Here is a 19,944-nt window from a genome sequence, read left to right as displayed (position 1 = left end):
CTTTACGTCCCGCGAATAATCTGCACGTCGGCCGGCAGGATGCTCTCCCCTTCATACAGCATAATGCGTCCGTCTTGCCACTCGATTCTGAGCAGCCGCCGGTCATCTGATTGGAACTGCCAAATATGCTGCTCCCCCGAGGATTGGAACGCTGTGCTTCCCGTCGCCGTCACCTTTCCGGAAAATTGCTCCTCCAGATGGTAGGTGGCATCGTCCAATTTAATCGTGCTCGGGATTTCATCCACTGAATCCAGCCGCCCGTCAATGACGTCATATAGCTGATAAACCGTCCGCTCCCGCTCTTCAATCAAAAAGTAGCGCACTCGATTGCCATCCTGCAAAGTGAGCATCACAGCGTTCCGGTTGAGATTGCGGGTCTTGCCCGTCACTTGATAGGTCTCCAGCGAGACTTCGATGACATCTCCCGGTCCGATCGCAAGCAAGCTCTCTTCCTCATGAGGAGGCTCATGCTTGGCAAAGATGTTTTGGATTCTCTTCCATACACTCATTGGTGAACCCCTCTCAATCTAACCATTTACAGACAGGCCCCCAAAATCAATGCTCCAACGACATGAAAGGACCCGGCCAGGAGCGCATACGCTACCATTCCCTGCTGGGTGCCTTCATCCAGATCCAGGCCTGTAAACGTTTTTAACAGCCTTTCCACCACAAATTCCAAAATGAACAAGATGATAAAAGATACCACCGAGACGAGCAGCGCTTCCCACAGGTCATTGGATGTCGCAATCGACTGCGACAGAATGTATCCCTGTGCAAACAGCTTCATCACAAATCTCGTCGTGACGGCCACATTGCCTTTTTTCATTTCCGTCAAATCTTTGTATCTGGTAAACAAGGAATCTATCCACATGAGCACAAACAACAAGATAGCCCCTGCTCCCGTCCAAACGAGCATGGCGAGAATTTCTCTCCAGGCCACTGACAATCCCCCCACGCATCAAGTTCATTCAATCCGGAAAATCCCGTGCCTTCGTCTTTCCCTCGGCTCCAACCGTCTCTGCTGATAGAAAGCCGGCTTTGCCAAGCCTTGGCTGAACGCAGTGCCCAAGGGGACACGGGCTTCAATAGTTGTACTATCGGTCCATTACGCATCATTTCGTTACTTCCTGCGACGAAAAAAGGGGGACCGCCCAGGCGGCTTACCCCTCGTATTTTTTCATCAGCGCAGCAAGCTCGTCTTCAACCTGCTGATCCTTGCTCAGTTTGGCAATTTCTTCGTCCAGAGAGGATTGTTTCTTGTACAGCTCTCCGCTCGCTTCCGCTTCTGCTTCCAGCTGCATCGCTTTTTCTTCCATGCGCTTCAGCCCGGCCATAGCAGTACTGGAGTCGAACCCGGACATCGATTGGTTGATTTGCTTTTGCGCTTTGGCGGCATTCACGCGTGCAGCCAATGTTTCCCGTTTGTTTTTCAGCTCGGTAATCTGCTTGCGCATTTCTTCCAGCTTTTCGCGCAGCATATCGGCAGCAGCCTTGTTTTGCTCATAGCTTGTTTTGTACTCGGCCATTTTTTGCTCGGCTGCTTTCTTTTCTTCCAGCGCGCGGCGAGCGAGGTCGATATTTTTCGCCTGCGCTGCGACATGGGCCTGCTCATCGCGTTTTTTCACCAGGGCTTCCTGCTCTTCATACAGTTGTTTGAATTTCTTTTCCAAAACGATCTGAGCAGCCACCGCTTTTTCCGCTTCCGCCAGGTCTTCCTGCATGTCACGCAGGTATTGGTCGGTCATTTTAATCGGATCTTCCGCTTTTTCTATAAGCGCATACAGATTGGACATGGTCAGGTCGCGAAGTCTTTTAAAAATGGACATAGGTCTTTTCCTCCTCGGATAAGGAACTTGGAAATACAACTTTAGACGCTGTACCTCTTTCTCTATATAGGTACGGATGAGTACAAAAGAAGTTTCAAAAAACGATAGGACTCAGGGCAGAGAAACTCTTTTCGCTCCCCGATCACCCATTCAAGGCTTCAGCGCCAGTATTACGAGTCCTGTTCGACCTTCACTCTTTTCTCCTCCTCGTCCCAAACCAGATAGGCGTCAAAACTCTCCTGTCCTTTTTTAAATCCCTTGATCTTGTTGCTTTTGCCCTGCTCCATCAGCTTCTTGGCATTGGTTTCGGTAATCTTCTTGCCCATGATCTGCTTGGAGATGGTCACGCTGCATTTTGTCTTTTGGTAGTTGCTGCAGCCGTAGAAATCTCCCTTGTCTACCAGATCTCCGCCGCATACCCGGCAGGCGGCCACCTTTTTGCCGAGTCTGAATCGCGAAGCCTGTTTGGGCAGGGCCTGGACATCGTAGTCCTGCAGGTTCCATTCCTTCGATTGCTCCACGGCGTCCTGGACGATCTTATGGGACAATTTTCGCACTTGCTCCATGAACGCCTGGGCAGACGCCTGTCCCTGGCCAATCTCGGCCAGACGCTGCTCCCAACGCGCCGTCATCTCGGCGGATGCCAGAATCTTGTCTCCAATCACTTCGATCAAGAGAATGCCTTTTTGCGTGGCAAACACCTGGTTCCGTTTTACCTCGATGTACTTGCGCTGCTTCAGCATGGCGATGATCCCGGCTCTGGTCGCTTCCGTCCCCAAGCCTTCCGTCTTCATCAGGACCTTTTCCAGCTCCTGGTTGTCCAAATGCTTGCCCGCCGTTTTCATCAAGGTGATCAACTGGCCTTCCGTGTATCGCTTGGGCGGCTGCGTCTTGCTCTCCTTTACCTTTACCTTGTGCACGCTGCCCTCTTCGCCCTCTGCAAGCGGCGGCAAAATCTCATCGTCGCCGTCCTTCTCCTGGTCAAACAACACGGTTCGCCAACCGGCACGCACCTGAACCTTTCCCTTGCTGACGAACTCTGCCCGTCCCTCCACCAGCGTCAGCACGGTCGTATAGTCAAATAATGCGCTCTCGCAGTGGGCGGCGATCAGCCTGCGCGCTACCAGGTCGTAAATTTTGCGCTCTTCATCAGGCAGCTTCGCGACGTTCGGCACCTGCTCCGTCGGGATGATCGCATAGTGGTCCGTCACTTTCTTCTGATTGACGTAGCGGCTGTTCCCTGCAAGCGATGTCTTGGGCGTCGGAAAATAGCCGCTGAACGCCGGCTGCTTTGCCAGCTTGGCGAGAATATCGGGAAAGGTCCGCGCCTCCTCCGTGGTGACGAAGCTGGAATCGGAGCGCGGGTAGGAAAGATATCCTTTCAGGTAGAGCTTCTGTGCCACTTCAAGCGTCTTTTGCGGCGAGAACTTGTAGAGCTTGTTGGCGGTTGCCTGCAATGCCGAGAGATTAAACAGATAGGGCGGCAAATACTCCTTCCGTTCCTGCTTCACCTCTTTTACAGAGGCTGACTTCCCGCGGCAAAAGGCGGCGATCCGCTCTGCCATCTCCGCCTGGTCGATGCGGGACTGCCCGTCCTTTTGCCAGACGCCCTCGTACTTCTTGCCATCGATCTGAAAAGTGGCCAGCACCTCCCAAAACGGTTCGGGCTTGAAGTTCGCGATTTCCTTTTCGCGCTTGACGACCAGCGCAAGTGTCGGGGTCTGAACCCTCCCCGCTGAAAATACATCGTTGATCCCCTTGTTCTTCAGCAGAATCGTGTAGACACGGGAGGCGTTCATGCCGATCAGCCAGTCGGCACAGGAGCGGCTGTAGGCTTCCTGATACAGGTTTTGCGTCTCCGTTTCGTCCAAAAGCGACTCGAAGCCCGCGACAACGGCCTTCTCGGTCAGAGAGGAAATCCACAAGCGCTTCATCGGTTTTTTCACGCCGCACTGTTCGATGATGGTCCTGACGATCAACTCGCCTTCTCTCCCCGCATCACCGGCGTGGATAATTTCACGAACATCAGACCGTCTGAGGAGCTGCTTGATGATGGCAAACTGCTTGGCTTTGGACCGTGTCACCTGATGGCGAAACGTCTCCGGAATCAGCGGCAGGCTTTGCAGTGTCCATCTTTTCCAGGCTGGATTGTACGCTTCCGGGGGAACGAGCTCACAGATGTGGCCGATCGCCCATGTGACGAGCGCCCCCTGGGGAAACAGGCGATTGGGGGCGATCTCAAGAAATCCCTGCTTTTTTCTATGTGTAAAGGGGCCGGCCAGTTTCATGGCTTGGTCCGGCTTTTCTGCTATGACAACCTTCATTTCCTCGTTCTCCCTATGCTATTTGTACAGGTTTTGTTGAAAAGCTTGTTCCCGTTCATTTTACACTATCCGCTTCCCTCCTTGCGAGCGGATGGAAAGCACAAAAAGGGAGCAGTCTCCTGCCCCCGTTTCCCATATGCTCGTTATTCGCTTCTCGAATGCAGCCTCGGTCTATCCGGTCTGACCGTTGTCGGCTCCCGCTGAAGGCGGACTCGGCACCCACTGCTGCGGATTGACAATGTCGGGAGGCGGCATGTCTGCCGGCGCAGGCTGACCTTCACCTCCCGGAACAGGAACCGCACCACCTTGCCCTTCTCCCGGTGCAGTATTGACATCCGGCTGCATATCACCTGGGGGCTTCGGAGGCTGCGGACTCGTTTGCTGCTTGGTTGAGCCAGAGTCCGGCTTTGCGGACGGCGGCTTAGCCGGAGTTGCATGACTTCCGCTGCCGGTGGACGGTTTTGTTCCCCCGGAAGGCTTGCGGGGCTCCGCACGGGCTACCTCCGCGATCGCAGCGTCGTTCATCGCGATTTCGGATTGAGCGCCCCGCTCGCTTTGCAGAATGCGGCGGATCTCATTCATGTTTTCCCGCGGCCACAGCGTATACAGCAGGCGGGAATCCCACAGCGCCCCGTTGTCAAGCGAAACGATGTCTTTCGAGGAGAAATTGCTGAAATCCATGGCCAAGCCTTTGATTTGATCCTTCGACAAATCGGTTTTCACATGCTTGCCGGCTGTTTCCAAAACAGCCAGGGCCTTCGTCAGTCCATCAGCAGAGGTCATCTTGTCGGTAACGGCTTTGATCACCTCTTGCTGCCTCCTGTTCCGGTCGAAATCGCTTGAATCGTATTTGCTACCCCTTCTGTCTATACGATGGCGGACATAGCCGAGAGCCTGCTCGCCATTCAGCACCTGTTTGCCAGCTCTCAGCGTCCGGTAAACACCCCCGCGCGGCAATTCGTAGACCAGCTCGCGGTCGACAGTTACCTCGACTCCTCCCAATTTGTCGATAACGGCCTTGAAGCCTTCAAAATCAAGCAGGATATAGTGGTCGACCGGGATGCCAAACATGCTCTCCATCGTTTTTTTCAGGATGGTCACACCGTTTTCGGTCACAGGCTCTCCCTTTTTCTCCGCCTGCTGCCTCAGCCCTTCTCCAATGGCGAATACTCCGTTGATCTTGTGGTATTCCGGGTAGCCGGGCACCTTTACCCGCGTATCCCGCGGAATGGAGACCATGCTCACCTTCTTGTCATCCGGATCAGCGACAGCCAGCATGAGAACATCCGTATTCAGCATGCCGATGTTCTGGCGTGTATCCGTCCCGATGATCAGGATCGAAAGCGATTTGTTTTCTTCGTAATGCTGTTCGACTACGGGCTGATCCGGCAATTTGTACGGGTTCTCGGTTACCTCCGTCAGCGTGTCATCCAGCTTGGAGAGGACATATCCCCCGCCGATGATGGCTGCTAGCAGAAGCATGCTGCCGGTCAACATGAGCCACAGCTTGAGACCCTTTTTGCTCCGCTTGGTCCGCCTCTGCTTTGCCGTCGGCACTCCGTTCTTTTGTGTATTCCCCAACATCCAGTCACTCCCTCGAAAAGACAGAGAAATTTTTGTTCTTGTAAAATTATGTCTCATTCTACCATACCCGGGTCTATTTTTGTAAAACTTTGGTGAAGGCTGCTTGACGATGCCATTTTTTTCTCCTATTATGAAAATCACAATAGAGTTAGTCATTCAACTAACTAATCAATGTCAAGAGGGTGAGTGTATGGCCAAACCGAACGTCATCTCTCGTCAGGAATTGCTCCAATCTGCCCGTCAGGTAATCGCAAGCCACGGGATGCAGGCCCTTACCTTGAAAGCTGTGGCCGAGGGAGCAGGCGTTACCCAAGGAACGGTGTACTACCATTTTCGCAACAAAGAACAACTGCTTCTCGAGTTGATTAAAGAAATGTGTCAGGATTCCTGGCATGACCTTCTGGCAGATGCCGGCCAAGGCGAAGCCATTTTGGAAAAGGCGCTCGCTTCCGCCCGGAGCCGCTGTACCCATGATTCTCCGTATCATCGCGTCTATTTCTCCTTGATCGCTGCGGGTATCTATCAGGACTCATTGCGCAGCGAGCTGGCCCTGCTGCAGGACCAGGAAAATCAAGCGCTTGGCGAGATTGTCAAAAAATTCGCGGGGGAGCGTACACCTGTTGATATTCCAGCCGAACGCTGGGCCCCTCTGTTCAATGCGTGGATTGACGGACTCGCCTTGCAGGCGCTGCTGTCGCCCACCTTTGATGCCGATCAGGCGTATGCCGACCTCGCTCATGTCATTTCATTTCTTGTTGGAAGGAAAGGAGCCGAATCACGATGAAACTGTCAACACGCGAATGGGTCACTCCGGTTGTCTCCGGCGCAATAGTCTGGCTGCTGGTCACGTTATTTTTCCGTTACTTTGGCCATCACGTACTTGTCAGTGTGACACACGACCTGTTTTTCCCCGTCTTTCTCGGACTGGAAGCTGTCACGGCCATCGCTCTTTACTTGGTGGGCCTTTCCTACCACCTGATTGATCCATCAAAGTACGGCCTCGTCCGCTTCGGGATGCTTGGCACAGCCGTAGGACTAATGCTGGACAGCATCTCCCTTTCGAATCACACTCTCTTCTTCCCGCACATGAGTGATGAGCAGGTGCTTTCCTTCTCGGTCTGGGTGGTCTTTGCCTACGGGTTGTACATCTTGATCCCGGCCTGGCAGAACACTCTTGCACTCGCCCGTCGAAAGGGGTAGTCTAAAACTGTCTGGATCATCATAGAAAGCATATATATAGAGAGCGTTTGGCAGTCTCTTTTTGGAAAGGGGGACTCGTGTGGAACATGTTCAGGTACTTATCGCTGGCGGCGGCATAGCGGGAATGTCGGCCGCCATTTGGTGCGAACGGCTCGGGTTGTCCTGCATTCTGATCGAGAAAACGGATCGGTTGGGCGGCCAGCTGGCGCAAATCCACAATGAAATCTGGGATTTTCCTCCGCATATTTACGCGGACGGAACGAACCTTCTTGAAGAGCTGCAAAGTCATAAAGTGCTTCGAAGCCTGCAAGTCCGGTTTGGTGAAGCGCTGACCTCGGTCGATCCCACCAAGCGAAAGGTAACAACCACGCGGACGGCCTATCAGACAGACTATCTGATCGTTGCGACAGGCGTAAGCCCTAATCAGATTCCTGCCCTCGCGGATTGTTCCAAGGTACTGGCCCCCTGGTTTTCCACTACCGCCGAGGCGGAAGCAGTCACCGGAATGGACATCGCCGTCATCGGCGGAGGCGATCGTGCAGCGGAGAGCGCCTACAATCTGAGCCGCTATGCACGGACGGTTCACCTCTTGGTGAGAAGCGCCCACATGCGGGCCCGCTCCCAGTGGAGAGAACGACTTTCCACGCTTCCTTCGCTGACGATTCTGTGGGAAACGGAGGTCGCCGCTTGCTCGGAGCGGGATGGAAAAGCTGTTTTGTCCCTTCGCTCCTTTCGTCCGGATACGCCTTCAACAATAAGCGTCGATCGCATTTTGCCCAGAATTGGGGTTCACGGCAATGTTGACGGGTTAGACAGCCTTTTGGGAGAAGAAAATTCCCGCTATCTGCCGGCAGACAATTATCAGCAGGTCAAAGGGACAGAATGGATTTACGCGATCGGTGATGTCACCAACGGTGCGGATTATGGCAGCCTGTCTTTGGCGGCAGGTCAGGCGATGAAGGCAGTAAAGCACATTTCACTCCAACTGAAGGAGCAGTGAAGCATGCATGAATTCGTAGATGACTTCGGCTTCGCGGTTACCCTTACCTTTGATCCTGCCGTCTTTCGCCAGCGTACCGCCAAGCACGTCCTCGTCTTCCCCTTTTGGCAAGGAAAGCTGGTGTTTACCCGTCATCGGACGCGAGGGATTGAACTTCCCGGGGGAAAAGTCGAGCCCGGTGAAACAAGCCTGGCCGCCGCCGTCCGGGAGACCTTTGAAGAGACGGGTGCTGTCCTGGAAGCAATCGAGAGGATCGGTCAGTACACGGTTGGCGGTGAAATCGCAAAGGATATCTACATAGCCCGGGTGCTGCATCTTGCGGATCTCCCAACCGGAACCGATGTGGAAGAAGCCGTTTGGTTTGAGGAAATACCCGTAGCGGTAAAAGGGCAAAAACCGTTTAGCCGATATTTGTATGATGACGTCTATCCGTTGACGCTTGAGCAAGCAAGGCGCCATCCCTTTTCCGCGAATGTGAAAACATGAAGAGACAGGCATCTCCTTTAAAAAGGCGGATGCCTGTCAGCTTTTTTCCTTGTTTTTGGTCCCTTTGTTCTTTAACAAGGCGTCCATTAAATCGTTTGGATCGAATCCAAACCTTTTTATCGCTTCCACGCGTCGTTTGTCCTCTTCGCTCTCCCGATGGATGCCAAGAATCTCCGCTACCTGCTCCATCGCCTTTGTCTCTTTGGCGCTTTCCTCCTCTTCTTCCGACGGCTGCTCCGAGGCAGCATCCCCTGCTTGCTTCGGTTTCAAGAAGAAGATCGCCACCACCCCAAATAGTGCAGCCAGCCCCGCAATCGAGAGGAACATCACGCTTCTTGACCTATCCAAAAGCCAGGTAAACACAGGCGGTCCGACGGCTACACCGATAAAACGGACACCGCTGTACAATGAGGTAATCATCCCCCGCTCTGACTTCTTTACAGCCCCGATGATCATACTGTTCAGGCAGGGCAGGATTAATCCCGTACCGACACTTCCAATGATAAGAACGCCCGTCAATACATAAGCACCTTTTACAAAATTGGCGATAACGTAGGAAGTGGCAAGCAGGAACATCCCGATGATGACAAAGAGGCGCATGAGCCCTAGTTTTTTCTTGATAATCAATCCGGTGATGTACGCTGTGATGCTCATCACCAAAAGGGGAACCGCCAAAAATGCGCCTTTCAAGAGCCCGTCGATTTTATACTTTTCTTCCAGGAGGTCGGACAGATAGAACAAGACCCCGAAAAGCGTAAACAGACAGATGCTCCCGATAAAAAAGGCCGGAATCAACCAGCGCCCATGCTGCCGAAAGACTTGCCCAATCGACTGAAGATATTGGCGAACCGGCATCGGCTGTTTTTCCTGTTTTTTCTCCTTGGTAAAAAACAGAAACAGCAGCAAAACCACTCCGCAAATAATGGGAAAAGCCAAGAACACCATATACCACGCAATCATCGCCAGGAGCGAGCCGAAAACCGGACTGAGGACTTTCCCAAGCCCGTTGGACGTCTCCATCAAGCCAAGCGCCCGGCTTTCCGAGGCGCCTTTGAACAAATCTCCGGCCATCGCCATCGCGATCGGAGCTGTTCCTGCCGCTCCAACCCCCTGCATTACGCGACCCAGCATGATAAGCATGTACGGATTGTCCCACCAGAGCGATGCCAGACCGGCCACCAAGCCGCCTGCACCATAGAGGATGAGCGACAGGATAATGACGATCTTGCGTCCGAACCGGTCTGACAAATAGCCCGCAAGCGGAATGACAATTCCCGCAGAGATCGAAAAAGCAGTGATCAGCAAGCTCGTCTGCAAGGCAGTCAGATCCATTTTGGATTTCATTGTGGGCAATACAGGGATGAGCATTGAATTGCCCAGCACCATGACCAGCGGGATGCCGGTTAAACCAACCAGATTTTTTGTGTTTTGCGCCATGTCCAATCTCCCCGTATTTACACGTATGCGCTGCCGTCCCAGCGCAATGCGTTTATAATTCTCCAATCCGGTTCAACACCAATACCGATGCCATCAGGGACGACAGCCAGTCCTCCCTGAAGCTTTATTGGGAATAATTCCGTAAACGGATTCTCCATGACGTCCCATTCGACAGGCTCGATTTTGTCTCCGTCCATTTTGCTCCAGGCAGGCAAGCAAGCTTGTGAGCAGATGGCATAAAGACGGGCCAGGGAGCCGTCGTAAACATGGGGGGAAACCCGATGCCCAAAATTTCGGCCCATCGTCAGGTTCTCCCGATAGCTGTCTATGCCTTCCGAATGAACGGGGTCAGGTTGAATCAAGTCAACAGCCCCATTTTTTAACAGAGGTAAAAATTGATTACATCTAATCAAATTCTCCCCGCCTGCCAAAGGAACCGAAAGAGCTGCACGAAGCTTCACATACTCCTCGGTCCTTTCCATCGGCATCGGCTCTTCCATCCACAACCAATTTCCATAGCGAGAAAAAACTTGCTCCCACTTGCGGGCAGTCGCCAGATCATAGCTTTGGTTTGCATCCAGAGCCACCTGAACACTTTCCGGAATGGAGGCCTTCAGTCGTTCAATATGCCTCCGGTCCTCCTGCCAGCACCTGCCTCCGACTTTCACTTTGACCATGCGAAAACCGTTGTGAATCTGGGCTTCGACGAGGCGGACTGAATGGAGCGGCCAGTCTTCTCTATCGCTGTACGATTGAAACGAGGCGTAAACCGGAATAGAGCTATGCAAGGCACCTCCCCACAGTTCGCACAGTGACAAGCCTGCCTCTTTTGCCACAATTTCAGTCAGAGCCATGCTCACCGCCACGGCAGCACGCTGGTGCCATTTTGCGATGGTGGAGACGATTGACAACCGGTCTGTCGCCCGCTTTCCAAGCAAATAAGGAATGATCCTCTCGGAAAAGCCTTTTTCCAGTGTGGGCAGCCAGTCAACCGCTTCACCCCAGCCTTCGGTGCCGGAGTTGGTAATGATCCTGATCAGGAAACAGGTCCGGTATTTTTTGTACCCATTTGCGTCCCCATACGGCTGCCCAAGCGTGTAGAGCAAGGGATACGTCTCAACGCGTGCGATCTGCATGAAAGTCCTCCTGATTTACATCAAATCATTTCGCCCTTCCCGCTCCGCTCTTTCTTCCAAGGCATCTTCATAATTCAAGAACTGCCCTTTTCCTTCGCCTTTGCGCATATACTCTTCATACGTTCCGCTGCGCATGAATTTGACGCTGTCCGGCCCGTGATAGCCGTGAATATCCGTATATCCGATTTCCTCCACAGCCTCGACAAACCCGTCTGGCTCGTCGCTTTCTATATACATTTCCTTGTAGTCGGTTTTGTCATTATCCACGAAGGAAAACGGCGTGCTGGAGGTTCCCCACGCCTCGACGATTTGCCAGGCATCCTCGCCGTCGAAGCCGTTTTGTCCCTCTTTTTCATCCAGAGAAGTCCGCCCAAATGGCGGCTGGAGGAATTCTTCCTCGATTGGACGCGATTCGTTGAGGTTCGGAGCAGGTGCATGTTCCTTGCACGTCTGGGCTTGAGGCAACGCTTCCAGACGCTCCTCCGGTATGTCCTGTCCGCATACCGTACAGATGCCGTATGTGCCTTCCTCCATTCTGCTCAGCGCCTGATCGATTTCCTTTAGTGTTTCCCTGTCCAAGCTGTCCAGGGCAAGATCCTTTTCCCGCTCAAACATTTCGCTGCCGATATCGGCCGGGTGGTTATCGTACATGGAAAATTCCTGTAGGGAAGTAGACATCGGTTCGCGCATTCCATAGTGGTCCTGCACCCGATCCTCCAGTTCCTTCTTCTGCTCTAGAAGTCTTACCCTGAAGCGCGCCAGCTTCTGCTCGTCCACGTATGACACCGTCCTTCCTTTGTTATCTCTGAAGGGTAGTATGTCTATTCGCTGTTCAAATTAACCCCGGCCGCAAATACGCCAACCGTATCAAGGTAAAGGTCATGGAGAAAAAAACACTATTCGGAGGGATAAATCGAGTAGGAGGGGGCGACTAACCCCCGTCCTCTCACACCACCGTACGTACCGTTCGGTATACGGCGGTTCACCAAGCTTGACGAATTTGAGAATATCGTTGCACTAAGCTTTTCAGCCCTTGTTGTTGCCAGTAGGCAATGCCGAGGGCTTTGTGTATATGCGGAGACTTTGTGGTACGCCATGCACCCTTGCGGGTATTTGCAATTTCAATGGCTTTTACGTGAGATATGCCAAGAGAACGAAGTTCTCGATATCTGGTTCTCACGCGTTTCCACTGCATCCACAAACAAAGACGGAGCCTGCGCCTTGTCCATTCCTCAATGGATTGTAGAATGCCCTTCGCGTCTGCAAGGGCGAAATATCCAATCCAGCCCATGAGGTACTGATTTATTCTTTCAATCCGCTTCTCCATCGAGATGCTCCACACCGGATTCGTGATCGTGCGGATTTTCTCTTTTAGCTTGAGGAGGGATTTGGGGTGGATGCGAATCCTTGTCTGTTTTGCAAAGGTAAAACTAAAGCCCAAGAATTTTCGTTTCCATGGTCGGTCTATCGCGCTTTTCTCCTCATTTACTTTTAGCCTTAGTACCTTCTCCAAGTGGTTTTGAATACTCTTCTTTACTCGTTCCCCTGCCCGTTTTGTTTTCACGTAGATATTACAATCGTCTGCGTAGCGGCAGAAACGGTGGCCTCTCTTTTCGAGTTCCTTGTCCAAATCATCAAGTAGGATATTTGCCAAAAGTGGGCTTAACGGCCCACCTTGCGGTGTTCCTTCACTTGATGTTGTACAGACGCCATTTATCATGATCCCCGCATTCAAGTAGGAACGAATCAGTCTTAAAATTCTCTTGTCCTGAACTTTTCGAGCCACACGGCTCATTAGAATATCATGATTTACGCGATCAAAGAATTTCTCTAGATCGATGTCCACCACGAAACGATATCCTTCGGAGATATACGCTTGCGCTTTCCTTACTGCCATGTGAGCGCTACGTTTTGGACGGAACCCATAGCTAGATTCCGAGAAGGTGGGGTCGAAGATCGGCGTTAACACTTGGAGGATGGCCTGCTGAATAAAGCGGTCTACCACGGTGGGAATGCCTAATAACCTTACACCACCGTCAGGTTTCGGGATTTCGACTCTGCGAACAGGTGAAGGTCTATAGGTTCCCCTTTCCATCTTCTCGCGGATGGCTTGCCAGTGTTCACGTAGATAATCGCGTAGTTGTTCGGTTGAAACACCATCGACTCCACCGACACCTTTGTTTTCCTCCACTCGTTGGAGTGCCATCCGTAAGTTTTCCCGTGATAAGACTTTTTCCAGCAAATCCATAATGATGTTCCTTCCTTCGCACATGCGGACTCCGTGCTTGCTGTACGATACTCAGCCCTCTTTTGTACCCTCGGGGCTTCACCCCTGCTCTTCAAAAGTAGTTCCTTGACAGAATTCTGCTTCGACGTACCGTATCAAAAGACATGGATCGCATGCTGACTTGATGTTCGGCCCTTCCCCATTCAAGCGTCCTCTACTCGGGTACTATGGCCTCTGCTGACTTCTGCATGTTCAGCGTCTCCTTACGGAGACGGTTACCAACAGTTGAAGGCGTTTCATGCAGACCTCCCCAGGTAAGAACGATAACTTTCATCCCATGTACCTGCCCAAGTTTACTACTGTATCCCTTGGCTGTATGGGGCTTTGTCTTGTTTGGCAGACTCGCCCGGATACAACAGCCTCAAATTGGGTTCGTGTACCTCAGGTCGGGATTTTGCCGCCGGCTTCCTTCAGATTCGACCTCGCGGTCGACACCCTTGCCTTGAGCTAACGGTTGGTACAGCCAACCCCCGTTCGGGACTTTCACCCTATAGCTATCGCCCATGCTGGGCGCACCAAAAAGTCGACCGAAGTCATGACGACTTGGGCGACTTTGACAAAAACTGCTTTTCATTCGTCGGTTTTCAGTTGTTTTTTGACCGATGAAAGGACCTCTTACTCCGTTACATGCGCATAGTGTTCGTTGACAACGGATGCACAGCGCTTGCAGATGGAAGGATGTGCACTGTCGGCACCGACATCCAGCTTCACGACGCGGCAGCGTTCGCATTTTACACCGTCAGCAGGAGCTACCACGACAGAGATTCCTTCCAATGCAGCCGCTTCCGCAGGAGCAGGCGTTCCGTACGGATGCAGGTCAACGTGGGCAACGATGAACAGGTCGGCCAGATCCTCCATCGAAGACAGTACGCTTGCCGTCTCTTCCGTTTGCGGATAAAGCGCCAGCTTGGCGTCTACGGAGTTTCCGAATACTTTGTTCCGGCGCGCTTCTTCCATAGCCTTCAGTACCTCATCGCGTACTGCGAGGAACGCATCCCATTTGCTGAGTGCTTCCGCTGCAAAGCCCAAGTGCTGTTCATTTGCTTCCGGCATGTCAGTCAGCTGAACACTTGCTTCTGTCACACCCGGGATAAAGCTCCATACCTCATCTGCTGTATGCGGCAGGATCGGTGCCACCAGCTTGACCAGGCTCATCAGACAATCGTACATGACAGTCTGCGCTGCGCGACGCTTGAGGTTATCCGGCGCCTCCACATAGAGTCGGTCTTTGCAAATATCCAGATAGAAAGCAGACAGATCGATGACGCAGAAGTTGTGAACGGCATGGAAGACAGTGTGGAACTGGTACTCGTCGTAAGCCTTGCGCGCACGCTTGACTACTTGCGCTGCTTTGGCCAGGACATAGCGGTCCAGCTCGCTCAATTGCTCGTAGGCTACGCGGTCTTTCGCCGGATCGAAGCCGTCCAGATTCCCCAGCAGGAAGCGGAACGTATTGCGCATTTTGCGGTATACTTCCGCGATCTGGTTGAGGATCGCGTCAGAGATGCGCGAGTCAGCCTGATAATCGACCGAAGCTACCCACAAACGCAGGATGTCCGCGCCAAGCTTGTTGATGACTTCCTGCGGAACGATCGTGTTGCCGAGCGACTTCGACATTTTGCGCCCTTCTCCATCCAGCGTGAAGCCGTGGCTCAATACCGCTTTGTACGGTGCTGTACCGTATACGGCAACGGCAGTGGACAGCGAGGAGTTGAACCAGCCCCTGTATTGGTCGGAGCCTTCCAGGTACATGTCAGCCGGCCAGCCCAGTCCACGCTCTCTCAATACCGCTTCATGGCTGGAGCCGGAGTCAAACCATACATCCATGATATCTGTTTCTTTGCGGAATTCCGTGCAGCCGCATTTGCCGCAGGACAAGCCTTCTGGCACCAGCTCATTAGCCTCGCGAGCGAACCAGACGGACGAGCCTTCTTTGCGGAACAGCTCGGAGATGTGCTCAATCGTTTGGTCATTGATGATCGGCTCGTTGCAGTCTTTGCAGTAGAAGATCGGAATCGGCACACCCCATACGCGCTGGCGGGAAATGCACCAGTCTCCGCGGTCGGCGATCATATTCGCCAAACGGGTTTCTCCCCAGTGCGGAATCCACTTCACGTTTTTGATGGCCTCGAGCATGTTTTCACGGAATGCATCAATCGAAGCAAACCACTGTTCTGTCGCACGGTAAATGACCGGCTTTTTCGTACGCCAGTCATGCGGATACGAGTGAGTGATGAAGCCCAGCTTCAAGAGCGCGCCTGTCTCATTCAGCTTTTCCGTGACCAGCTTGTTGATATCTTCGTAGAACAACCCTTCGAAGCCGGGAGCTTCCTTGGTCATTTTTCCTTCGTGGTCCACAGGACACAGTACGCCAAGGCCGTATTTTTGACCGACAGCGAAGTCGTCTTCCCCGTGACCCGGAGCAGTGTGAACGCAGCCCGTACCGGCGTCGAGCGTTACGTGCTCGCCAAGGATGATCGGCGACTCGCGATCGTAGAACGGATGCTTGGTGACTACGCCTTCGAGCTCCTGCCCTTTGAAGGTTGCCAGCACCTCTACGCTTTCCCAGCCAATTTCCTTGCTGGCCGCTTCCAACAGTCCGCCCGCAAGTACGAATTTGCGTCCGTCGGCTTTGACTACGTTGTACTCCAGTTCCGGATGCAGGGAGATCGCCAGGTTGGCTGGCAGCGTCCAAGGCGTGGTCGTCCAGATTACGACACCTGTTTCCGTATCCAGCTTGCCTTTTCCATCCTGTACCTGGAAGCTGACGTAGATGGATGGCGAGCGCTTGTCCTTGTATTCGATTTCGGCGTCGGCAAGCGCAGTCTCCGATGACGGGGACCAGTACACACAGCGCAGCCCTTTGTAGATGTAGCCTTTTTTCGCCATTTCGCCAAAAATCTTGATTTGACGTGCCTCGTACTCCGGCAGCAGGGTCACATACGGATTTTCCCAGTCACCGCGAATTCCGAGGCGCTTAAATTGGTCGCGCTGCTTGTCGATGTAGCTCCAGGCGTACTCTTCGCAGCGTTTGCGGAAGTCATTTACCTCGATGCTGCGGCGATCCAGTCCTTGGGCGTTGATGATTGCCTGTTCGATTGGCAAGCCGTGCGTATCCCAGCCCGGAATGTACGGAGCGCAGTAGCCCGCCATCGATTTGTAGCGGACGATAAAGTCCTTCAACACTTTATTCAAGGCATGGCCGATGTGGATGTCGCCGTTCGCGTAAGGAGGGCCGTCATGCAAAATGAAGCTGGGGCGTCCTTTTGTCCGCTCCTGCACTTTTTCATAAATATTCAGCTCTTCCCATTTTGCCTGCATGTCAGGCTCGCGGGCCGGAAGATTCCCGCGCATCGGAAAGTCTGTTTTTGGCAGTGCCAGCGTTTTGCTATAATCCATTGTCTGATTCACTCCTACAGAAAAATATAAAAAAGCTTTCCCTCATCCCCTGTAGGGACGAGAGAAAGCTCCCGTGGTACCACCCTGATTGAACAGAAATCAGCCGAAATATACCGGCACAAGCCCTGTTCCTCTTGATTCATTCGTAACGAGAATGACGCGCTCACTTACTCGACCGCCGCACGACGCAGCCAGCAGTCTTTCGGTTATTGAACTCCCGGGTGATTTTCAGCGGCAAGCAGCAGTCCGGTTTTCACCGTCCACCGGCTCTCTAAGCTGCGCTCGATCGCTTACTCGTCCCGATCATCGTTTGTCAGCGAGTGTATAGTTGTAAAGAAAAGTTTCAATAAATTATAGTACCATCATAGCCCTGGCGTCAATGGATTATTCGGCAAGCACTGCGGAAGACGAATCTGCTTGTTCGATATCGTCCCACGCGCCGTTTTCCAGCATCTCCAATTGGGCTTCGAGCAGCGTACGGAAACGCATCCGGTACACAGACGCCCGTTTCTTCAACTCTTCGATCTCGATTGCAATCTTGCGAGACTTCGCCAACGCTTCGTTGACGATCCGGTCTGCATTTTTCTCCGCTTCTTTCAGGATCAACTGAGCTTCTTTTCTTGCGTTTGACTTCACGTCTTCGGCCGTTTCCTGAGCGACGAGAATGGACTTGCTCAAGTTTTCTTCCAGGCTTTTATAGTGATCCACACGCTCATTCAGTATGGCGATGCGCTCTTCCATTTCTTTCTTTTCCTTGATCAGAAGCTCAAAGTCCTTGATGATCTGATCCAGAAATTCATTTACTTCGTCGACGTTGTAACCACGGAATCCTGTGCTGAATTCTTTATTGTGTATATCTAACGGCGTTAAAGGCACATGTACCCCCCACTTCTTCCGATAATCGTACTGACATTTTCGACAGCTTCCACATCATTTCCTGCCGGATTTTGCAATTTTTTAAGCCCTTCTATGATTCTATGTAACCAAGCCGACATTCATTCGTAACCTTCCACTGCGGGTAGCTCCGGCCACTTCGAGCAGCTTGAAGCGTCCAAAACCGGCGAGGGAAACCATATCTCCCGTCTCTAGCTGGTAGGACGGATCGTCTACCACCTTCCAATTGACCTTCAAACGGCCGGCACGGATCGGGATGACCGCCTTGGCCCGTGACAGATGGTACACCTCGCCGATTACCGCGTCCACTCGCGGTGAGGGAACGGTGATGGTCTTTTCGGTCAAACGCTCTGACGGCGCCTGAAAGGAGGCCCACTCCACTTTTTCAAACGAAACGGGCGTACGGTGAATATGGGTCACTTGAACGCGGACAAAGTCAGCCACTTCCTCTGCAACGACGGCAAACAAGCCGCTTTCGTCCACGATCATATCCCCGAATTTCTCCCGCTTGAGGCCTGCATTGAGCAAGGCTCCCATCACATCCCTGTGCTCCAGCCGCTTAAACCGCTGATCAGCGGCGATGTGCAGCAAGGTCAAACGAAACTCCTCCGCCTCGGGGGTCAGATAATCAGGGTGCAGCATTACACGAACCCTCTCTGCCCCTTCATAGCCGCCGTTTGCGGTAACCGAGACGTCCTGTACCTGCGAGGTCAAGCTTTTCAGTATGGCCGCTTGCCGCGGGTCCAAAAAATCAGTAAGGCGCATGGCCTGCTTCCGCTCTACCAGCGTCAGCATTTCCAGCGCCCGTTCCACAAAGGGAAGTTCTTCTTTTCGAAAATGGTCGTATACACTCATGTGACCGGCTCCTACATATACAGCAGTTTAATGAGGATTGTCTTCAATCCGCTGTGGGCAAAATTCAGTGCGATCAACGCTACGATTGGAGATATGTCAATGAAGCCGAGCGTCGGTATGAACCGACGAAACGGAGCCAAATACGGTTCCACCAGCCGCTCCAGCAGTTGCCCGATTCCCGTATCTCTCATCTGAGGCACCCACGACATGAGGACATACGCAATCACCATAAACTGATAAACCGTAAAGGCAAAATCAATGATCGTAAACAGAATGGCTGTCATTCACTCACCCTTTATCCTTTTCAAAGTAACAAGCATCATGTTACTCATCCAAACTTCGCTTCCGTTCAATCAAACACTTTTATTCTTCCACCACGCTGGAAATGGTACCCTGGATGTCAACATGATCGGGTGTGCAAACAAAAATGTAGTCTCCGACTTTTTGGATATCGCCGTTCAGCGCATAGACAGTGCCGCTGAGAAAGTCGATAATCCGTTTTGCCTGTTCCTTTTCCACCCGTTGCAAATTGACCACGACTGGTCTGCGGTGACGCAGGTTGTCAGCGATGTCTTGGGCGTCACTGTATTGACGGGGTTCGCAGAGGATCAAACGGATTCCCTCCTTCTCCCGTGTCTGAAAAGGAACGACATTGTTCGCACGCGCTGCAGGCTGTCGTCTGGCAATAGGCTCTTGCTCTTCGCGTTCCTCTACTACCGTCTCTTCGAAGTATTCCTCGTCTTCCAATCCCAGAAACCCTTTGATTTTATTCATAACGCTCATAGCAATCCTCCTCTCGTGAATGGTCGATTAGTCCGGCTTGACCAAAACCGAGCCTAGCCGAATATATGTAGCTCCTTCTTCAATCGCTACTTCAAAGTCGTTGGACATGCCCATCGACAGCTCTGTAATTTCCGCATGCGGAAACTTCCATTCATTGATCCGCTCTTTCCATTCTCGCAGACCACGAAATACAGGCCGCACCTCTTCCGGATCTTCGACATGAGGCGCCATGGTCATCAATCCCGCGATCCTTATATGTTTCATATTACTGGTTTCGCGCAAAAAAGCCAATACGTCATTGGGACTAAGGCCAAATTTTGTCTCTTCCCCGGAAATATTGACTTGCAAAAAGCAGGGAACGACAAGATTCAACGCTTCTCCCCGTTTCTCTATTTCCCGGGCCAGGGACAAGCGGTCCAGAGAGTGAATATAGGAAAAGCGGCCGACGACCTCTTTGGCCTTGTTTGTCTGCAGGTGGCCGATAAAATGCCAAACTCCCTGCTCTCCCCATTGCTCGTATTTGGGCAGGGCATCCTGGACCCTGTTTTCGCCGATGTGCTCGACGCCGACCTTGAGCAAATCGCCAATGGTGTCGGCACCTACATATTTCGTAACCGCGACGATCTTTACCTCGCTGCGGTCGCGCCCCGAACGGCTGCAGGCAGCCGCTATTCTCTCTTCGATTCGGTCCAATCTTTCTTTCAGCAATTCCTGTTCCCGCGTCATAACTTCT

General features: G+C 52.5%; 19 protein-coding genes and 1 other annotated feature. Of the genes, 4 read left to right on the top strand and 15 right to left on the bottom strand.

What is annotated here, in order from left to right; genetic code table 11:
* Window positions 1-2 precede the first annotated feature (2 nt).
* From V5G20_RS11135 to V5G20_RS11115, 5 genes are all read right to left on the bottom strand, one after another.
* Window positions 3-509, bottom strand: coding sequence for a DUF4178 domain-containing protein (locus tag V5G20_RS11135; RefSeq protein WP_122958261.1), 507 nt, complete (start codon window positions 507-509; stop codon window positions 3-5).
* Between the two features lie 26 nt (window positions 510-535).
* Window positions 536-940: a DUF350 domain-containing protein gene (locus tag V5G20_RS11130; protein ID WP_003386219.1), complete on the bottom strand. Its 405-nt coding sequence runs from the start codon at window positions 938-940 to the stop codon at window positions 536-538.
* 220 nt (window positions 941-1,160) lie between these two features.
* Window positions 1,161-1,826: a PspA/IM30 family protein gene (locus V5G20_RS11125; protein ID WP_024984277.1), complete on the bottom strand. Its 666-nt coding sequence runs from the start codon at window positions 1,824-1,826 to the stop codon at window positions 1,161-1,163.
* Window positions 1,827-1,996: 170 nt separating this feature from the next.
* Window positions 1,997-4,150 carry a DNA topoisomerase III gene (locus V5G20_RS11120; protein ID WP_003386221.1) on the bottom strand — a complete coding sequence of 718 codons (2,154 nt, stop codon included), beginning with the start codon at window positions 4,148-4,150 and terminating at the stop codon, window positions 1,997-1,999.
* Window positions 4,151-4,321: 171 nt separating this feature from the next.
* Entirely contained in the window at window positions 4,322-5,734 is a 1,413-nt protein-coding gene (locus tag V5G20_RS11115; protein ID WP_003386222.1) for an LCP family protein, read from the bottom strand.
* A 190-nt stretch (window positions 5,735-5,924) separates the two neighbouring features.
* Between V5G20_RS11115 and V5G20_RS11110 the strand changes: the two genes are divergently transcribed.
* The 4 genes from V5G20_RS11110 to V5G20_RS11095 all read left to right on the top strand — a co-directional run bounded on the left by V5G20_RS11110 (window position 5,925) and on the right by V5G20_RS11095 (window position 8,420).
* The gene (locus V5G20_RS11110; RefSeq protein ID WP_003386224.1) at window positions 5,925-6,518 is read left to right on the top strand and encodes a TetR/AcrR family transcriptional regulator; all 594 of its coding nucleotides are present in this window, start codon (window positions 5,925-5,927) and stop codon (window positions 6,516-6,518) included.
* Complete coding sequence (locus V5G20_RS11105; protein WP_003386225.1) at window positions 6,515-6,934, top strand: hypothetical protein; 420 nt, start codon at window positions 6,515-6,517, stop codon at window positions 6,932-6,934. The genes V5G20_RS11110 and V5G20_RS11105 overlap by 4 nt, the downstream gene beginning before the upstream one ends.
* 79 nt (window positions 6,935-7,013) lie before the next feature.
* Window positions 7,014-7,934 (top strand): NAD(P)/FAD-dependent oxidoreductase, encoded by a 921-nt coding sequence (locus V5G20_RS11100; RefSeq protein WP_003386226.1) that lies wholly within the window; start codon window positions 7,014-7,016, stop codon window positions 7,932-7,934.
* Window positions 7,935-7,937: 3 nt separating this feature from the next.
* The gene (locus V5G20_RS11095) at window positions 7,938-8,420 is read left to right on the top strand and encodes an NUDIX domain-containing protein (protein ID WP_251237674.1); all 483 of its coding nucleotides are present in this window, start codon (window positions 7,938-7,940) and stop codon (window positions 8,418-8,420) included.
* 36 nt (window positions 8,421-8,456) lie between these two features.
* Here V5G20_RS11095 and V5G20_RS11090 read toward each other — a convergent pair whose 3' ends face one another.
* From V5G20_RS11090 to V5G20_RS11045, 10 genes are all read right to left on the bottom strand, one after another.
* Entirely contained in the window at window positions 8,457-9,857 is a 1,401-nt protein-coding gene (locus V5G20_RS11090) for an MFS transporter (RefSeq protein WP_031932816.1), read from the bottom strand.
* A 17-nt stretch (window positions 9,858-9,874) separates the two neighbouring features.
* A complete protein-coding gene (locus V5G20_RS11085) occupies window positions 9,875-10,993 on the bottom strand; it encodes a mandelate racemase/muconate lactonizing enzyme family protein (protein WP_251237672.1) in 1,119 nt (372 codons plus the stop codon).
* 15 nt (window positions 10,994-11,008) lie between these two features.
* The gene (locus V5G20_RS11080; protein WP_003386231.1) at window positions 11,009-11,770 is read right to left on the bottom strand and encodes a TraR/DksA C4-type zinc finger protein; all 762 of its coding nucleotides are present in this window, start codon (window positions 11,768-11,770) and stop codon (window positions 11,009-11,011) included.
* 205 nt (window positions 11,771-11,975) lie between these two features.
* Window positions 11,976-13,241 carry a group II intron reverse transcriptase/maturase gene (gene ltrA, locus V5G20_RS11075; RefSeq protein ID WP_024985202.1) on the bottom strand — a complete coding sequence of 422 codons (1,266 nt, stop codon included), beginning with the start codon at window positions 13,239-13,241 and terminating at the stop codon, window positions 11,976-11,978.
* A 654-nt stretch (window positions 13,242-13,895) separates the two neighbouring features.
* Complete coding sequence (ileS, locus tag V5G20_RS11070) at window positions 13,896-16,679, bottom strand: isoleucine--tRNA ligase (protein WP_024984193.1); 2,784 nt, start codon at window positions 16,677-16,679, stop codon at window positions 13,896-13,898.
* A 50-nt stretch (window positions 16,680-16,729) separates the two neighbouring features.
* Window positions 16,730-16,995 (bottom strand) — a binding site (T-box leader).
* Window positions 16,996-17,063: 68 nt separating this feature from the next.
* The gene (locus V5G20_RS11065; protein WP_003386233.1) at window positions 17,064-17,555 is read right to left on the bottom strand and encodes a DivIVA domain-containing protein; all 492 of its coding nucleotides are present in this window, start codon (window positions 17,553-17,555) and stop codon (window positions 17,064-17,066) included.
* Between the two features lie 99 nt (window positions 17,556-17,654).
* Window positions 17,655-18,428, bottom strand: coding sequence for an RNA-binding protein (locus tag V5G20_RS11060; protein WP_003386234.1), 774 nt, complete (start codon window positions 18,426-18,428; stop codon window positions 17,655-17,657).
* Window positions 18,429-18,439: 11 nt separating this feature from the next.
* Window positions 18,440-18,712, bottom strand: a complete 273-nt coding sequence (locus tag V5G20_RS11055) for a YggT family protein (RefSeq protein ID WP_003386235.1) — start codon at window positions 18,710-18,712, stop codon at window positions 18,440-18,442.
* Between the two features lie 79 nt (window positions 18,713-18,791).
* Window positions 18,792-19,211, bottom strand: coding sequence for a cell division protein SepF (locus V5G20_RS11050; protein WP_003386236.1), 420 nt, complete (start codon window positions 19,209-19,211; stop codon window positions 18,792-18,794).
* Window positions 19,212-19,238: 27 nt separating this feature from the next.
* The gene (locus V5G20_RS11045; protein WP_003386237.1) at window positions 19,239-19,937 is read right to left on the bottom strand and encodes a YggS family pyridoxal phosphate-dependent enzyme; all 699 of its coding nucleotides are present in this window, start codon (window positions 19,935-19,937) and stop codon (window positions 19,239-19,241) included.
* Window positions 19,938-19,944 lie beyond the last annotated feature (7 nt).

This window comes from Brevibacillus borstelensis (assembly GCF_036700025.1).
Taxonomy (GTDB): domain Bacteria; phylum Bacillota; class Bacilli; order Brevibacillales; family Brevibacillaceae; genus Brevibacillus; species Brevibacillus borstelensis.
This window is presented reverse-complemented; position numbering and strand designations above follow the sequence as displayed.

Bases quoted from the DNA above. Each gene is read 5' to 3' on its own strand.
- V5G20_RS11135 (WP_122958261.1), bottom strand. From the start codon at position 509: ATGAGTGTATGGAAGAGAATCCAAAACATCTTTGCCAAGCATGAGCCT.
- V5G20_RS11125 (WP_024984277.1), bottom strand. From the start codon at position 1,826: ATGTCCATTTTTAAAAGACTTCGCGACCTGACCATGTCCAATCTGTAT.
- V5G20_RS11120 (WP_003386221.1), bottom strand. From the start codon at position 4,150: ATGAAGGTTGTCATAGCAGAAAAGCCGGACCAAGCCATGAAACTGGCC.
- V5G20_RS11115 (WP_003386222.1), bottom strand. From the start codon at position 5,734: ATGTTGGGGAATACACAAAAGAACGGAGTGCCGACGGCAAAGCAGAGG.
- V5G20_RS11110 (WP_003386224.1), top strand. From the start codon at position 5,925: ATGGCCAAACCGAACGTCATCTCTCGTCAGGAATTGCTCCAATCTGCC.
- V5G20_RS11105 (WP_003386225.1), top strand. From the start codon at position 6,515: ATGAAACTGTCAACACGCGAATGGGTCACTCCGGTTGTCTCCGGCGCA.
- V5G20_RS11095 (WP_251237674.1), top strand. From the start codon at position 7,938: ATGCATGAATTCGTAGATGACTTCGGCTTCGCGGTTACCCTTACCTTT.
- V5G20_RS11090 (WP_031932816.1), bottom strand. From the start codon at position 9,857: ATGGCGCAAAACACAAAAAATCTGGTTGGTTTAACCGGCATCCCGCTG.
- V5G20_RS11085 (WP_251237672.1), bottom strand. From the start codon at position 10,993: ATGCAGATCGCACGCGTTGAGACGTATCCCTTGCTCTACACGCTTGGG.
- ltrA (WP_024985202.1), bottom strand. From the start codon at position 13,241: ATGGATTTGCTGGAAAAAGTCTTATCACGGGAAAACTTACGGATGGCA.
- ileS (WP_024984193.1), bottom strand. From the start codon at position 16,679: ATGGATTATAGCAAAACGCTGGCACTGCCAAAAACAGACTTTCCGATG.
- V5G20_RS11060 (WP_003386234.1), bottom strand. From the start codon at position 18,428: ATGAGTGTATACGACCATTTTCGAAAAGAAGAACTTCCCTTTGTGGAA.
- V5G20_RS11055 (WP_003386235.1), bottom strand. From the start codon at position 18,712: ATGACAGCCATTCTGTTTACGATCATTGATTTTGCCTTTACGGTTTAT.
- V5G20_RS11050 (WP_003386236.1), bottom strand. From the start codon at position 19,211: ATGAGCGTTATGAATAAAATCAAAGGGTTTCTGGGATTGGAAGACGAG.
- V5G20_RS11045 (WP_003386237.1), bottom strand. From the start codon at position 19,937: ATGACGCGGGAACAGGAATTGCTGAAAGAAAGATTGGACCGAATCGAA.